At 58.4% G+C, this 16,135-nt stretch carries 10 protein-coding genes; all 10 read right to left on the bottom strand.

The features are described from left to right. Positions 1-431: 431 nt before the first annotated feature. The 10 genes from fcl to ABIC78_RS20155 all read right to left on the bottom strand — a co-directional run bounded on the left by fcl (position 432) and on the right by ABIC78_RS20155 (position 16,057). The gene (gene fcl, locus ABIC78_RS20200) at positions 432-1,397 is read right to left on the bottom strand and encodes a GDP-L-fucose synthase (protein WP_354491665.1); all 966 of its coding nucleotides are present in this window, start codon (positions 1,395-1,397) and stop codon (positions 432-434) included. A 12-nt stretch (positions 1,398-1,409) separates the two neighbouring features. Next, positions 1,410-2,537 carry a GDP-mannose 4,6-dehydratase gene (gene gmd, locus ABIC78_RS20195; RefSeq protein ID WP_354491663.1) on the bottom strand — a complete coding sequence of 376 codons (1,128 nt, stop codon included), beginning with the start codon at positions 2,535-2,537 and terminating at the stop codon, positions 1,410-1,412. A gap of 1,247 nt (positions 2,538-3,784) precedes the next feature. Continuing rightward, on the bottom strand, positions 3,785-4,627 hold the full coding sequence (gene istB, locus ABIC78_RS20190) for an IS21-like element helper ATPase IstB (protein ID WP_354491661.1): 843 nt from the start codon (positions 4,625-4,627) through the stop codon (positions 3,785-3,787). Further along, positions 4,627-5,880 carry an IS21 family transposase gene (gene istA, locus ABIC78_RS20185; RefSeq protein WP_354491659.1) on the bottom strand — a complete coding sequence of 418 codons (1,254 nt, stop codon included), beginning with the start codon at positions 5,878-5,880 and terminating at the stop codon, positions 4,627-4,629. Before istA ends, istB begins: the two co-directional genes overlap by 1 nt. 612 nt (positions 5,881-6,492) lie before the next feature. After that, complete coding sequence (locus ABIC78_RS20180; protein WP_354491657.1) at positions 6,493-8,622, bottom strand: GumC family protein; 2,130 nt, start codon at positions 8,620-8,622, stop codon at positions 6,493-6,495. A gap of 70 nt (positions 8,623-8,692) precedes the next feature. Continuing rightward, positions 8,693-9,973, bottom strand: coding sequence for an outer membrane beta-barrel protein (locus ABIC78_RS20175; protein WP_354491655.1), 1,281 nt, complete (start codon positions 9,971-9,973; stop codon positions 8,693-8,695). 149 nt (positions 9,974-10,122) lie between these two features. Next, positions 10,123-10,623: a polysaccharide biosynthesis/export family protein gene (locus tag ABIC78_RS20170; RefSeq protein WP_354491667.1), complete on the bottom strand. Its 501-nt coding sequence runs from the start codon at positions 10,621-10,623 to the stop codon at positions 10,123-10,125. A 572-nt stretch (positions 10,624-11,195) separates the two neighbouring features. Then, entirely contained in the window at positions 11,196-13,622 is a 2,427-nt protein-coding gene (locus tag ABIC78_RS20165) for a beta propeller repeat protein (protein WP_354491654.1), read from the bottom strand. 66 nt (positions 13,623-13,688) lie between these two features. Beyond that, on the bottom strand, positions 13,689-14,522 hold the full coding sequence (locus ABIC78_RS20160; RefSeq protein WP_253941883.1) for a WecB/TagA/CpsF family glycosyltransferase: 834 nt from the start codon (positions 14,520-14,522) through the stop codon (positions 13,689-13,691). Positions 14,523-14,704: 182 nt separating this feature from the next. After that, positions 14,705-16,057, bottom strand: a complete 1,353-nt coding sequence (locus ABIC78_RS20155) for an O-antigen ligase family protein (RefSeq protein ID WP_171799458.1) — start codon at positions 16,055-16,057, stop codon at positions 14,705-14,707. Positions 16,058-16,135: the final 78 nt, after the last annotated feature.

Genomic DNA, 16,135 nt, shown 5'->3' with positions numbered 1-16,135 from the left:
GTCAATCAGCCCTCAGCGCCATCCGCGATCTCGTCGACGGCAAATTCGCCGTCGCCTGACCACGCCGCCATAAGCCAACACGGTGAGCAGTTACCATACACCTGTCCTCTCAGGAGTTCAGGTCTCCGGCAATCCCGGGGCGCATCACCTGCCCCAGCCGAGATCACGGTCAAATCCACTGGTAAACCGGGTGGGGGTTTAGCCCCCGACCCGGTTGTCATCACGCCCAAGCATGGACATAAATCTGGCCATAGGCCCTACTCGTAGGTGCAAGAAGCTCGTGGCTCAGACCAGTTGTAGAAACAACACTTTGGCACATTCGCTGCCGTCGGGCAGGGGCATGCGACCCATCAATTACCGGCGGTACTCAACAGCTGTCCATCACATCAACGGGCCACTGGCCCCCGCCATATCGTGCCTATTTCCGCAGCCTAAGCTCGTGCCAGCTGAGATGCCGTTACGACGTTTTCCAGATACCATCGATACGTCCCGCGCAGACCTTCAGCGAGAGTGACCTTTGGCTGCCAGCCCATAGCGTTTAGACGCGAAGTGTCCATAAGCTTACGCATAGTCCCATCAGGCTTCGACGTGTCGAACGTTATCTTGCCCGTGAACCCGGTTATCCCCGCAATTTGGTGCGCAAGATCAGCGATAGTCATGTCCTCACCAAACCCTACGTTGATGTGACTCAACATTGGCTCCGTGTTGGCGTCATACGTCGCTCGATCCAAAGCGAACACGAACAGAGATGCTTCTGCCATATCATCGACATGCAGAAATTCGCGCCGCGGCTTGCCCGTACCCCAGATAACGACTTCGTCCGCCCCCTTCGCCACTGCCTCATGGAAACGGCGGATCAGCGCCGGCATCACATGGCTGTTCTCTGGATGGAAGTTATCTCCTGGACCATAGAGGTTGGTGGGCATCACACTGCGATAGTCGGTGCCATACTGACGGTTATAGCTCTCGCACAGCTTAATGCCGGCGATTTTGGCAATCGCGTAAGGCTCATTGGTAGGTTCCAGTACTCCAGTCAGCAGTGCATCCTCGCGCATTGGCTGCGCGACTGCGCGTGGATAAATGCACGACGAGCCGAGGAACAACAGTCGCTGCACCCCGTTCGCATAAGCCTGATGGATGACGTTGGCCTCAATCATCAGATTTTCATAAATGAATTCGGCTGGATATGTGTTGTTAGCATAAATGCCACCCACCTTCGCCGCCGCGAGTACCACGCCATCAGGTTGTTCCGAAGCCATAAAGGCTCCTACCGCAGCCTGGTTGGTCAGATCGAGTTCAGCGTGAGTGCGGGTGATAACCTCCACACCGCGCGCAGCAAGCTTTGCGCAAATCGCTCCGCCGACCATGCCACGATGTCCTGCCACATAGATGCGCATCGGACAGCTCCCTTAGTTCTCGATCGAGACTGGCAGTTCAAAGCCATGCGCCTTGAGCAGGGCATGGCGCTTGGCGGTGTGGAGATCTTCTTTGACCATTTCCGCGCACATTTCTTCGACAGTGATCTCGGGCACCCAGCCCAGCTTCTCCTTGGCCTTGGTAGGATCGCCTAGCAGCGTTTCAACTTCAGCCGGGCGGAAATAGCGTGGATCGATGCGCACGATCACGTCGCCCTCTGTTACGGCGGGGGCGTCTTCGCCAACGACTTTCTCAACGATGCCGACCTCATTCACCCCTTCACCATCAAAGCGCAAGGTGATGCCAAGGTGCGCTGCTGACCAAGTAATGAACTCGCGCACCGAGTACTGGACTCCGGTAGCGATCACAAAATCTTCAGCTTGGTCCTGCTGGAGCATCATCCACTGCATGCGGACATAATCCTTGGCATGACCCCAGTCACGCAAGCTGTCGATGTTGCCCATATAAAGGCAACTTTCCAGCCCTTGCGCGATGTTGGCGAGACCGCGCGTGACCTTACGGGTCACAAAGGTCTCGCCACGGCGCGGACTCTCATGATTGAACAGCACTCCGTTACAGGCATACATGCCGTAGGCCTCACGATAGTTTACCGTGATCCAGTAGGCATAGAGTTTGGCCACCGCATAAGGCGAACGTGGATAGAACGGTGTCGTCTCGCGCTGCGGGATCTCTTGAACGAGACCATAGAGTTCCGAGGTCGAGGCCTGATAGAATCTGGTCTTCTTTTCGAGGCCGAGGAAGCGAATTGCCTCAAGCAGGCGCAGTGTGCCCATGCCGTCAACATCAGCTGTGTATTCGGGCGCCTCGAAGCTCACAGCCACGTGACTTTGCGCGCCTAGGTTGTAAATCTCGTCCGGCTCCACTTCGCGGATGATCCGTGTCAGATTCGAGGTGTCAGAAAGATCGCCATAGTGCAGCTTCAATTTAGGCTGCGCGGCATGCGGATCTTGATAGATGTGATCGATACGCTGTGTATTGAACAAGGAGGCACGGCGCTTGATGCCATGCACCTCGTAGCCCTTTTCGAGCAAAAATTCAGCGAGATAGGAGCCATCTTGTCCCGTGATACCCGTAATGAGAGCCTTCTTGCGTACCGTCACTGCCCGCTCCTTTTCCGCCTAAATGGCGGCGCCGCATAAACCCGTATTGGAAATTCGGCTCAGTATCCCAAGCCAACTCGCATCTGCAACTTATTAATATTTGCCTATGGCTGACGTAAATGGACCCTTTGCGCGCACGCCTGCTCGCTCGCAGATACCTCATAAATTGCCCAGAGCCGCTGCCGCTGCCGCTGCCGCTGCCGGTCATTCGGATCCGTTCAAGCTACAGCGCGCAAGACATTCCGGTTGGCGACGACAACGCCCCGTCGACGCACTCGATCAAAGCATAGGCGCTGCCCTTCGTAGTCACTTCGCGGATTAACAGGACCGTTATCTCTACACCCTCAGGACCGTAGATCGCCATCGGCACACCAGCATGGTGTAACGCCTGCACCTAGAGGGCACACACTCAGGCACTGGCGTTCAACTCGAACGCCAGCCCTAGCATCACCACCCCTTTGTGCCGCGGACCCTAGCGCATTGGTAGCAGCCGAAATCTTCGAACTCTCGTCACCCCTTCTGCTCCCACATCGATGCACTCGAGATCCGCACGCCGTGCGGCGAAGACGCGCCCACTGCAATGAAGACTGCCGAGGCACCTCTTGATGCCCTACGCCAAGCTCATTGCGCATAATGGCCGCTCTGCGATGGAATCTCCTGCGACCGGTTCCACTAGCCCCGCCTCGTACAACAAGATCACGACTGTTTTAGGCCGCTTAACCTTCAAGATATGTTCGATTGTATACGGCACGTGATAGTCAATGTTGGCAGAATGCGTTTGCGACAACAGGTCTAATCACTCAGACCCAACCATTGCGACCCTCACAAGCCCAAAAAGAGACAAGGATGTTTCGGATACGACTTATTTCAATCACGAATTCTCTAGATATGCGTATATTGCAGTGCAGCATATCTGCCGCACCGCAACCTGTCAACACGCAATTGGCTTGCCACAGTTCACTGTTCGTGACGGCTGGCGACAATCCTGGGTCGCATCCCCGGACGTGGTCTAGGTTGTGACCGTAGCGCTGCTGGCAAGACGCGCGCTATCGAATTTGCGCTGTAGCGTCCGGCCAGCAACGCGGGCTGTCATCGCAGTTTTCGGATAGGTCGCTTAATCTTACTGAGTCAGAAAATTGGTTCCGGGGATTCGCGGCTAGCGCAAACATGATAGGCTGCTGATGTAAATGCTGATCGAATATTCCTCAGAAGTGCTGGCGCAAAAATCCCCAGCGCGGATTTGGTGATCAGCCATTGAGATGATCGACAGCTCCATTTTTTGGCGGCCTGCCGCGGCGCTTGGGCGCGGGCGGCGGGATGAGATTGGCGTGGGCGCGTGTATGCTCGGGGATCAGGTCGGCATGTTGCCGCAATCGGTAGCTTGCGCCTTCGATCTGAACGACGACCGCATGGTGGAGCAGTCGGTCCAGTAGCGCGGTGGCCACTACGGGATCACCGAAGACTTCGCCCCACTCGGCGAAGCCGCGGTTGGAGGTTAGGATCATTGCGCCCTTTTCGTAGCGGGCGTTGACGAGTTGGAAGAAGAGATTGGCACCGCCCGGGGTGATAGGCAGGTAGCCGATTTCGTCGACGATCAGCAGCGACGCGCGGGTGTAGAAGCGGATTTTCTCGACTAGGCGACCTTCGCGCTCCGCCTTCGTGAGCGCTTCGATCAGCTCGGCCAGCGAGCAGCGATAAACGCTGCGCCCAGCTTTGACCGCTGCCACTCCGATGGCGGTGGCGAGATGGGATTTGCCCGTACCGGGCGGTCCGAGAAAATGGAGAACTTCCGCGCGGTTGATGAACTCGAGTTGGGCGAGTGCGGTGATGCGATGCCGGTCCAATGAAGGCTGGAAGGAGAAGTCGAAGCTTTCGAGCGTCTTGACCGGCATGAGGCGGGCGGTGCGCAATGCCACGCCGATACGCCGCCCCTCCCTAAGGTTCAGCTCCTCGGCCAGAAGGTCGTCGATGGCCTCGATCGCGCTGATTTCGCCCTTTTCCAGCCTTGCCAGCGTGTGATCGAGCGTTTCCAGAGCAAGGGCCATGTGGAGAGCCAGCAGGCTCTGCCGGATGCGGTCGGAGACGGACATCACGCAGCACCTGTGGCATTGAGTGCAGCCAGGCGGTCACCTACGGCGCCGTAAAAGGTCAATGGTCGCTGGCCGACCGGCTTGTCCGAGGTTTTGGGCAGGATTTGTGCGGCTTTCGCCGCCTGTGCCTTGCGATGACCGGGCTCGACCCGCCTGCGGTTCTTGCCCTCGATCACCGGATGGTGGGCAATCAATTGCCCCTCCTCGAAGATCCGCACCTCATGCGTGTGATGCTGGACTTCGACCACGCGGCGGCGAGTGGTATCGGGTACGCTGTAATAATTGCCGGCCACCGCGACCATGCCTTCCCGGCTGATCCGCCGTTCGACCGTCAGGACAGTGTCGTAGCGCATGCCGGGCAGCGGCAGCAGATGAGGCTGTTCCTGCTCAAAATACTCCTTCACGATCCGCCCGGTGGTCGCGTGTTCCCTGGCATTGGCGATATCCGCACGCCATGTGCCGAACTGGGCGTTCAGATCGTCGAGATCACGAAAGCTGCGGCCAAGGAAGAAGTCCTGCCGGATATAGCGGAATGGCCTTTCCACCTTACCCTTCGTCTTGGCCCGGTAAGGCTGGCAGGCTTTCGGGGCGCTGCCATAGTAGTGGGCCAACAGCGCCACCAACGAGGCGTTGTAGGTGACCACTCCGGCAGCGTCCTGACCGATGACGGCGGTCTTCATGCGGTCGTAGAGAATTTCGCTGCAGCAGCCCCCCATCGCTTCGAAGGCTGCGATATGGCAGCGCATCACCGTTTCCAGCCCCTGGTTCGGGCAGAACCGCCCCCAAAGCCACCGACTGTGCCCCAGGACCATGCTGAACAGCCAGACCTTGCGCACGACACCAGGCTCGCTGGTGAAGATCGTTTGGAATTCGGCAAAATCAACTTGAGCCTGTACGCCGGCGGCAGTTTCGAAGCGCCGCTCATAGGCCTTGGGCACGGGCGGCCGGATCTCGCGCAGATATTCAGTCAGGGAGGAATAGGCTCCCTTGAAGCCCATCTCTCGAATTTCGCGATGCAACCTGCGGGCTGAAAGGCCAGGATAGCTCTCCAACCGCTCCAGCAGATGGGTCCGATATGGCTCCACAGCGTTCGTTACGGGTTTGCGTGGCGAATAGGTTGGCGCCTCCAGACCGTTGGCCAGATATTTCTTCACCGTCTTGCGGTCGAGGCCGGTCTGGCGCGCGATGGCGCTGATGCTCAGCCCCTGTCTCTTAAGTTCCTGGATCAAAACGACCTCCCTCAGTCCTATCACCTGCTCGCCCTTCCTTCGGCATCAGCAGGGATAATTTGCCGCCTGATCGGCATGGGGGCATGCCCCCATGCCGATCAGGCGCAGTCCTCAAACTGGGGAATTTTCAACCAGCACATTTGGGGAGATTACGACCAGCACTCACAGCCAGAACCGCCGCGCGCTCCTCATCCGAATACCGGCGGCGGCGCCCAACCCCGGTGATGATCTCGACCCTATCCAACGCACTCTCCTTACACAGTGCGAATGGACACTGCGTAGGGCTGGCTCATCGCCATGGCGCATCAACCTGGCAATACGACCAAGGCCGGACGCTTACGAGCAAGACGTGCCGATTAGGCGCCAGATGTACGGGCGCGCAAAAATCGACCTGCTCAAGGCCGGACTTATGGCGCTCGCATGACCCAGATTGCACGGAATTTGAATCAGACCCCCGATTGGACGCCGATTGACAATGCCATGTTTGCGCCATTCTCGGACAAGTGCCAGCAACCTGCCACTTCCTGAGCTCGCGGCGCGGCTTCGCTGGCGGCCGCGCCATAACCCGGGCTACGGTCGCGGCCGCTGATCTCCATAATTCAAATCGGAAAGCAATATCCAAAGTCAAAATTGATCTTACGCTTCTCTCGGCGTGTAGTACTGAGAATACTTCTCATCATAATAGTAGCTGCCAACCGACCGCGCACCAGGATCTACCATCGAAAGCACAGCACCAATCAGGTTCGAGCCGTCGCTATTCAACGCATTGACAGCGGACTCAACCACATGCTGCGGCGTATCGTCCCACTTAACGATCAGTACGACCGCATCGGAAAGCGCAGCGATAAAACGCCCATCTGCAAGACCCAGAAGTGGCGGCAAATCGAGGATCACCGCATCGTACATTTCCGATAGCTTACTCAGCACATCGTTCATGGTCTGGTTGCCGAACAGATTTTCCGAGCTGAAATAGGGCGCCCGGACCAAAATCTGATCCATGCCATCCAAGCCCGAAGGCTGGATGGCCTCCTCAAGAGTGATGGAACCCTGCAGAAGCTCCACCGTCCCGGCTCCGTCTGTGACGTTACCGGCAATCTGACGCATCTGCGCGCGGCGAACGTCAACATCGAGAAGGATGGTCTTGCTGCCATTCATTGCCATCGTCCGTGCCAATGCCAAAGCCGTCGTGGTCTTGCCTTCGGATGGCATTGCCGATGTCAACGCGATGAGCTTGGGCCGCGCCACCCCGGCTTTGACGCCCAGAATGGAAGCCCGAATGTTGCGCAGCGCCTCGGCAAACTGTGAGGTCGGCTTCTCCAGCAGGTTGTCGGCCGGACGCTCAGTCTTCTTGAGCGCGGGAACCGCGCCGATCAGAGGAATGCCGAGAGTCCCTTCCACGTCTTCCACGCTGCGCACACCAGAAACCAACAGTTCCTGAGCCGTGATCACGGCTACACCGGCCCCGAGGCCAACCAGCAGAGAAACAAGGAAAAAGAGCGGCTTGTTAGGGAACGCTGGCGCAACGGGTGTTTCAGCTGCATCAATGATTCGCGCCTGGGCGATGGAGTTCTGCGTCGCCGCACGGCTTTCCATCGCGAGAGAGGCTGCCTTGTCATAGGCGGTATGCTTGGAGTCGGCGTCACGCTGAAGGCTGTCTGCCGTGACACGGGCGCGCACATCCTGGGCCTGCTGGCTTTCCAGCCCAGCCATTTCCTGGCGTAGCCCGCGAACCTGGGCATCGCCAGCAGAAGCCTTTGCTTCGAGCGCACGAATGATGCGGCCTGCTTCGTCGCGAATCTGGCCATCGATCTGAGCGAGCTGATCCCTGACCCGAATGGCGTCGGGATGGCGCGGACCGTAGCGGTTTTCGATCTGGCTGAGATCGCGCGTCACTTCCGCACGCTGACGACGCAGATCGATGATGGTTTGCGAGTCAAGCACGTCGGCGACGGCGTCAATGCGGCCCGCGCGCACTTGCGCTTTAGCCATGGCAACCTGAGCCCGGGCAGCCTCTGCCTGCGCCTGTGCCACACTAAGCTGGGTCGCCAGCGGACCAACTTGCTGGTCGATAATCGTCGTCTGAGCGTTGTTGCCGTTCTTGACGATACTGTGCTCGGCCTGAAAAGCAGCAACCTTATCATCGGCCGCACGGGCATCGGCGGCAAGTTCCTGCAACCTCTGTTCGAAGAACTGGAACTGCCGAGCTGCTGTGCCAATGTTAGTATCAACTCGGGTATCGAGATAAGCTGTGGCGAAGGCATTGGCGATCGTTGCAGATTTGGCGGCTTGAGGATCGCGATAACGAATGCCAATGATATAGGTCAGCTTTTCACGGCTCACGGCAAGGTTGCCCATGACCTGCCGCGCCACCTGATCAGTTTTTTCAGGCTCACTGAGCGGCCCGCTCTTCTTCTCGACTTGGGCGATCCCTACACTGAATTCGGGATCTCTGGTGAGATTAAGTCGCTTGACGACAGCCCGCGCCAAATCCAGCGAATTGATCACGGAAACCTCAGTCTCGATCGCCTCGCTAGCAAGCTGCGCCTGGGCATCAGACGCGCTGCGCTCCAGTGGGTTGCGCGACGGATCGATCTGCAACCGAACCACGCCTTCATAGACGGGCTTCAATGAGAGAGTGCCTGCCACGCCAAGCACGGTCACACCAGCAGCGACCAGTCCCAGCGTCAGCATTCGTCGTTTCACGACATCGCGGGCCGTGCGAATGACATCGGCCAGACGTGCCTCGTAATTTGCCGTGTCGTTCATGACTTTCATTGTTGCGTCGCCCCTTGCCGTGACACACTGCACGTGAGTTCGAAAAAAATAATATGCACGATTATAGTCTCAACTGAATCGAGGCTTGTCCACTCAACTCGTCGAACGATACGCTTCCTGAGTTGTTCGTGGGGCGCCCGCGCCCATAGTTAAGGCCGATCGTCAAAGTGGTGTAGCGATCCGCCTGATAGGTGCCTTGGAACCGGACCTGCGCGATGGACTGGCCAAGACGATCGCTCTTCTCAATCGGGCTGCGCTGGATCAGCAGCGCATTGGCCGAGAGAAGGAGATTTCTCAGCAGCGCGTGGTCCACGCTAGCCGATAAAGTCGTATCACGGTAGGCACCGGTTGTTACGTTGTAATTGATGTCCTGAAATATACTGCGGGCCGCGAGCGTAAACGTCGTCAGTGGCGAAACAAACAACTGAAGATTCGAGTCAAAGGTCAAGCCACCCACGCTGTCATAGCGAGCCGCATCGTAATGGCGACGCGTATATCCGAGTCCCACCTTGCCTCGCAACAGTCCCGCTAAGTCCAGTGCGACACCGCCTATCACTCGATAAGTGTTGCCGTCACGGTTGGCTGACCCGTCGGAACGCGGCACGAGATATCCGATATGGTCGGCGTTGGCCTGCAAATATACCGCGAGGCTGGGGGTAACGCCATAATCGCCTTGCAACGCAACCCGATCGATATTTCTGTTGCGTTCAGCCTGGCTACGAACGGATCCATCAGCGAAGTTCACGTTATTGAAACGAAGCGCGTAATGCTCGAAAGTTCCGGTCAAGCGGGTCTGACCCGCTTCGTAAACAACTGAAAGGATCGGGTTGAAGCGCGTATACTGCGACAGCACTGACGCATTTACGGTCAGTTCGCTCAGATACGGCGTCTCAGCACGTCGGTCGAGATTGAGCTGCGCACGCAGGGTAAGTTGCTTTGAGATATCCAGCTGGCCCACGCTGGCGATCGTATATTCTTGTCGATTGCGCAGACTTTGATGCGCATAACGGACAATATCCGTGCTGGCATTCAAAGAAAACTTGTGGCGCGACCAATCGGAATAGGCCTGCAACTGCGGCTTGAGCGTGAACAGCGCGTCGGAAATCTTGCTGACATTGTTGACATAGACGTTGTCCGTCGCGCCCGAGGCGAAGGAAATCGCCGGAAAGAGCTCAAAACTCCCTGCACGCACCCCAACCGGAAGAAAATGTGGATCGATGTCCTCGACCACGCTCTTGTTGCGCCCCCGATCGAAGTCGACCGGCACGAACGGATCGACAATGGTCGTGACCGACTGGGCATGGCTCACCGCAGGAAACGCAACGAGCGCGGCAAGCGACACGACACGCGAAGATTTGGACAGAGCCGACAGCCCAGAAGAACAAGCAAGATGCAGGGCTGACCGCGCGGCCAATAGGACCTCACGGCACTCACTCTCGAGTGGCAGGACTATGCCCCCACATCGACGCGTCCCCTCTGGCATCGACCAGCTCAGAAATAGCGCTCGCCGAGGCGGATGGTATCGCCCGGCAAGATCCGAAGCGAGGAGGTCAGTTCATATTCGGTTTCCGCCGCCTCACCGAACTTGCGAATGAAGACCACGGTCCGCTTCGCTCGCGGCGTATATCCGCCAGCGGTCGCAATCGCGTTAAGCGCCGTCATGCCATTCGCATAGGGATACTGGCCAGGCTTCTCGACCTCACCGAGGATGAAGAACGGCCGATAAACCGAAACCTCCATCGCTACACTGGGCTTGAGAATATAACCATCGGCAAGCTTCGCCGCGAATTCATCCGCAACCAGCTTGGTCGTCTTCCCCTGGGCAACCAGATCGCCGACCAGTGGCAGCGAGATCGTTCCATCGGACCCGACCGCGAATTCGCCAGACAGGTTGGGTTCGTTGAACACGGTAACCCGGACTTTATCGCCTGCACCAAGGATATAGGTTTCATTGACATCGGAGGCGATCTGATAGCGCTCCCCCGATGACACACGCAAACCACTCGTCCCCGCACAGCCAGCGAGAGCCGCGAGCGCCAGGAATGCCAGATACCTACACAATCCCACGAAATTAACGCCCTTCCGATTTTGGCCTACCCCTTAGGGTGTAATCAGCTAATTCGGAATGTTCAAGTCCGGAAATGCCGCCAGCCAACCCGCCCAAACAGTGCATCCCTAAGAACAAATCGATAATTCAGAAAAAATTCAGCTCCAAAAAATAGGCACTTTCAAGCGAAAAACCAGCGAAATCACGGATTACTCACCTCGCGCCCATGCACTTCTATTTGGGTATTTAAAAAACCTTATCTTACATATTTGGATTTTTATTTTTTAACTTCAACACCACATTAAGGGATAACACCTATTTTCTGAGAATATCAAATTCGCAGCATGGCAGCACAACCTTGCTTCTTCGCAAGCGCAATATATTCCCGTTTCCTTCGATTGGTCTAGATGATCTCACGCTTGCGGATGGCGACGGCTGGTAGAGGCTGTGGGGCCCCAATGCCGGGCTGCCTGTCAGCAGCCCAGACCCAGCCGCACCCGCTGCCATGCGGGCGGAGTTAGCCGCCGACGCGGCTGCATTGCTGCGCTGCAAACGGCGTCAAAGGTCTTGGTCCGCAAGGAGCAGGTTCACCCCAGGCCCAGCCTGATCCCTTGTAACCGATATAGACGCGTCCGAAGACATCGGGGTCGGCGCCAAGCACGGTCACCATATCGAGTGATCCCAGGGGAAACTCGACGAGTCGCTGCCATGTCCTGGCATTGTCGATGGACCGCCAGATCCCGTACTGACCGACCACGCGGCCGGAAATGTAGATGGCGGGATAGTCGGCACCTTTAGCCGCCTTGCCAAAGGCGATGTCGTCGACGCGGGAAACATCGTTCAAAGCCTCCCAATGCTCTCCGCCATCCGTGCTGCGGCGCAACCGGGTGTCGGTCGTGTAGGGAAATGCGGAAGTGAAGAAAAGATATCCGCCCTTGCCCGGGACCGAACGCAACTTGGCAGCAAAGCCACTACTGGGAGCAATTTCGCCGTGATAGACCTGCGTCCAAGACGCCCCACCATTGGTCGTCCGCCATAGTCCGGCAAGGCGCTCATTGGGAGCCTCGCCACTGTGCACGAGATAGAACGTCCCCGGTTTGGTCTTGTCGGCTGCGAGCGTCTTGCGCTGGTTCCATGTTCCCATGAACGAGCCAGTGTTATCGCCGATCGCGCCGTCGAGCTGTACCGGATGCCAGGTGGCGCCCCGGTCGGTCGTATAGAATGGCGTGCGGTTGCGCCCTGGCGCCCAGACAATGTTGTCGCGGTTGTCTGACGCCACGGCGATGGTTCCGTAAGACATGCGCCACGGATCGTCCGGCTTGGTTCCGGGCGGCGTTGGCAATGTTGCAAACTTCGTCCAGCTATTGCCGCCGTCCGTGCTGTAGCCAGCCATGACCGCATTGCCGTCGTCCGAGCAGCATTGCCGGGTGTCGGAAGCGTTGGTGACCAGGAAACTCGGGTCTGCCGGCGTCCAGTCTATCTGTTGTACCGCAATGAATGACCGACGCGGGACGAACCGCGTAGAAAAGGCGGCAAGATCCGCTTTGATGTGCGTGCCGAAATCCCAGCCGGAAAACAGCGGCGCGTGTCCCGGCGCCTGGGTTATGTCATTGGCGACGAGTTCTTCGATGCCGCGCGTCTGGCTGACCCACTCGAGATTGGTCGTACCTGGCTGAAGGTCAGCGTAAAAAACGCCCATACCTTCTGCCACCCAGATTCGGTTGGGGCGTACCGGATCAAAAAGCAGGTCGCCCGTGGAGAAAAAGGAGCCATTGGCGATCTTAAGCCAAGGCGGATCACCTTGCCCCACCTTTGCCGACGCCGAGAGCGTTGCCCAGTTCGCGCCCGCGTCCTCGCTGACATAGCCGCTGCCAGAAATATCGGAGACCACGATCCGATCGCTCCGGGGATCGACTGCAACGGCAGCGTAAGGCGCTGCACGCAGGTTCTTTTCCTTCACCAGATCGTGCCAGACGCCATCTCTGTACTGCCAGATTGTCTTGCCGGTCCCGTCTGCAGCAATGAAGCCGCCCTTGTGATCGAAAGCACCACGGTTGAGCGACGTCGGAGCGATGCCGGCACTGGGCAAAGGCGCGAAAGTAGCGCCCTGGTCGCGCGAGACATACATGCCGCGCCCCGAAACGAAGGCAAAGACGCGTGCGCCAGACGCTCTGTTTGCCGTGTCGAACCAGACCTGGGAGCCCGGCGCCTGCATGCCCTCGGCCTGCGGATTGCGATCGACGCTCGCAGGAAGCGAGGTTACACGACGCCAGGACCGGCCCGCATCGCTGCTGCGCCACATCCCATCGGCTGGCGAACCGAGCAGAACGATATCCGGATTGCCTGGGTCGACAGCGAGGAATGGTCCGTAGAGACGCCAATCGCTATTGGCATCCCACGTCAGCGGGAATGGATTGCCTTCACTTGCAACAACCCAGGATTGGCCACGGTCGTCCGAGCGATAGACCTGGCCCTTGATTGCCAGGTAAATGCGGTCCGGGCGGGACGGCGCAACAGCAACCTCGAAAGCGCCGGTGGCAACGCCGTCCTGGACCCGGTTCATCGCAGGCATAGTCGCAGATGTAACGAGCTGCACCCAGCGGTTTGCCGCACTGTCCCACAAATAGGCGCCGTAGACGTCGGCTCGCGCAACAAACGTTTTGCCAGCCGGATCCATGGACAGGCCCGTGATGAAGCCACCACCGCCGACAGCCACGGCCGACCAGCGATAGGCCTCGTTGGCAACCGGGCCGCCGGCCTGTGAAAGAGCCGGCGGGGGCGTCGTGGCCAGAGGTTCAGGATCGTTGCGATGCAGATAGGCAGCCGCGCCTGCCGCGATGGCGGCCAAGGCCAGAGCCGCCCCGCTCCAGGCCATTACTTTGCGCCCCCGGCGCTTGGGCTGAACGAACTGTTCGAAACGAATGTTCTGGCGATCGCGGGGCACTGCTGCTTCCTTGGTTGTCCCGGGCAAATGGCGTCAGAAAAGCCGGCGCACGAGGTCGTCGCGACTTCAGTCATGAGTCTTGGTGGCAAGGTACCAGAAGGCCCTGGGATTGGTCGTGAGATAGCGCCATCCCAGGCGGATCGGCTCGCGCGCTCCCCGGTATGCCCATTCGAGCGCAGCCCGACGCATCCAGATCGGCGCACGCGAGACCCCTGCCCCATAGTAATCGAACAAGCCGCCGCAGGTATGAATCCAGGCGACGCCTTCGAGTTGATCGCGACACTCCAGGGCAATGGCTTCCTGAAGTCCACAGCCAAGCCCCAGCCATAGAACATCGGCACCGGAACGGCGAATGTCGGCGCAGATACCAGCAAGCTCACGATGTTCGAAGTACCCATTGCGAGCGCCAACAACTTCAAGGCCGGGGTATCGCGCCTGCAAATACGCGGCTGCGCGTTCAGCCACCCCGGCACGCGCCCCGAGGAAGTAAAAGCGAGTACCAGCGCGCGCCGCCTCCGCCGAGGCATCAAGAATAAAATCTGTCGTCGCCAAGCGTTCGGGCAGTGGATGGGTGCAAAACATCCGGCTCGCATAGACCAACGGCATGCCGTCAGCGTTGATCAGGTCCATCTGATCGATCAGAGCGCGGAAGGCTGGCTGCGAGTGGTACATTGCGATCGTATTGCCGTTGGCAGACGTAATGACCCGTGGCCGTTGCAGGTCGCCCGATCGCGCTCTGGCGGTATCGCGCACCATGATGCGGCACATCTGTTCGCGCGTCAAACGCACGATTGGCAGTCCGGCGACCGTGACAGTCTCGGGATGGGAGAACCAGTCGGCAGAATCCAACACGCGGATCACTTCGGCGCTCAATTCCAGATCGTCGGATTTATCGATCAAGCGTGCACCTCGGGAGCCCTGAGCGGGGTTCAGTTAATGACCTCTTTGCAACGATTTTGCCGCAATGCAACAGAATAAGACAGCCGCGGTATCGCCTCACCGGACGCGGTATCCTCGGAACCGCAATACTTATAGACGGTGATTGTCAAAAAGCGAACGCCTTGTCTCCCGACCGGCTAACGTTAGCGGCGTACGTCCTGGGGGCCAAATCGGCCTGCTCCCACACCAAGGCTCAGAATACCACGAAAGGAAAAGCGTTGCTGCAGCCGCCGCTGCAAAACCTGATGCTGGCCCTCACTCTGCGCCGCCAGATGATGAGTTAAGACGACAGCCACCAGCAGCATGATCTGCACCGGCGTGCTACCCAGCAACGACGACTCGCTCAAATTGTGCATCGCACAATAAAAGATGGTCGCAGCCAGAATCGCGCGACGTGAACGGCTGATCTGCCAAGCGGACAGCAGCTTGAATACTGGCCAGACTAGCATTGCGAAGATGGCAAGCGTCAGACCGGGCAGACCGATTGTCACCAGCATGTCCAGATATCCATTATGACCATGGCCAACAAACTTTGCGACCCAGCCGCTATCGAGCTTGTAGACCGGACTGGCTGGCCCAATTTGCCAGAACGCCGCGTAGCCGGTTCCAAACCAAGGATTCTCGCGCGCATATTCAAAAAGAATATGCCAGATTCGTCCGCGCCCCGTAAACGCGCGCGGATCGTCGAGCATCCGCGCGACGCTCGGTGAAGACACCAAGAACGCGATACCCACGCATAGCACCGTGAGCGCTCCGGCCCACACGAAAAAGCGCTGACGCGGGTTATAATAGAGCATGAGATATCCAACCAAGATCGCAGGCGGCAGCACCAGCATCGAGGTCTTGGAGTTGGTCTTGTACAGGAAAAAGCCGGACAGCAGGATCACCGGAATGCAGATGAGCCATGACAGGCGGCGGCGATCGAACAGGAAGAGCAGGATCGTCATTGCCATGACCGGACCTGCAGCGTTCTTGTGACTGAAGACCCCGCGCCAGTCGCCCGCGGTCGTATCGGTATCGCCCAGCACGGCGGTGTGTACTGCCAGAGGGCTGAAAAAGACAGCCAGAAAACTGGCAAGCACGAGCCCGACGAGAATCCAACGCAACAAGCTGAGCGTGCGGACAGCACCAAGATCACCGACTACCCGAACCACCACCCACGTGGTGAGGCCGAACGAGATCAACCGGCGAAGTGAGATCAGCGGAACGAGAGACCAACTGATCGAAAGCAGACAATAGCCAAGGAGTAACCACAGGGTCAGCGGCATGGCCATCGGCGGCCGGGTGCCTTCGAAATCGATCTGCGCAATGAGCAGAAGCGCACAGGCCCCCAGCATGCCCAGCTGGCGAAAGGCATCGCCACCTGCACTGTCACCGCTGGCCGACGTAGCGAAGAACAAGCTGGTTCCCACTGCCGTCATCATCAACAGGACGAACGCGCCGACGGACAGCAAGCGACGCCTCGCCATCTCCACATTGCGGCGGTCTTCCAGCATCAGGCGCCTTGCGCCAGTGGAGAGCCTTACCATGGCGCAACGCCCGGCATCACGCGGGTCGGAAGCGCTCGGCAAAAA

This window comes from Novosphingobium sp. 1529 (assembly GCF_040544855.1).
Classification (GTDB): Bacteria; Pseudomonadota; Alphaproteobacteria; order Sphingomonadales; family Sphingomonadaceae; genus Novosphingobium; species Novosphingobium capsulatum.
This window is presented reverse-complemented; position numbering and strand designations above follow the sequence as displayed.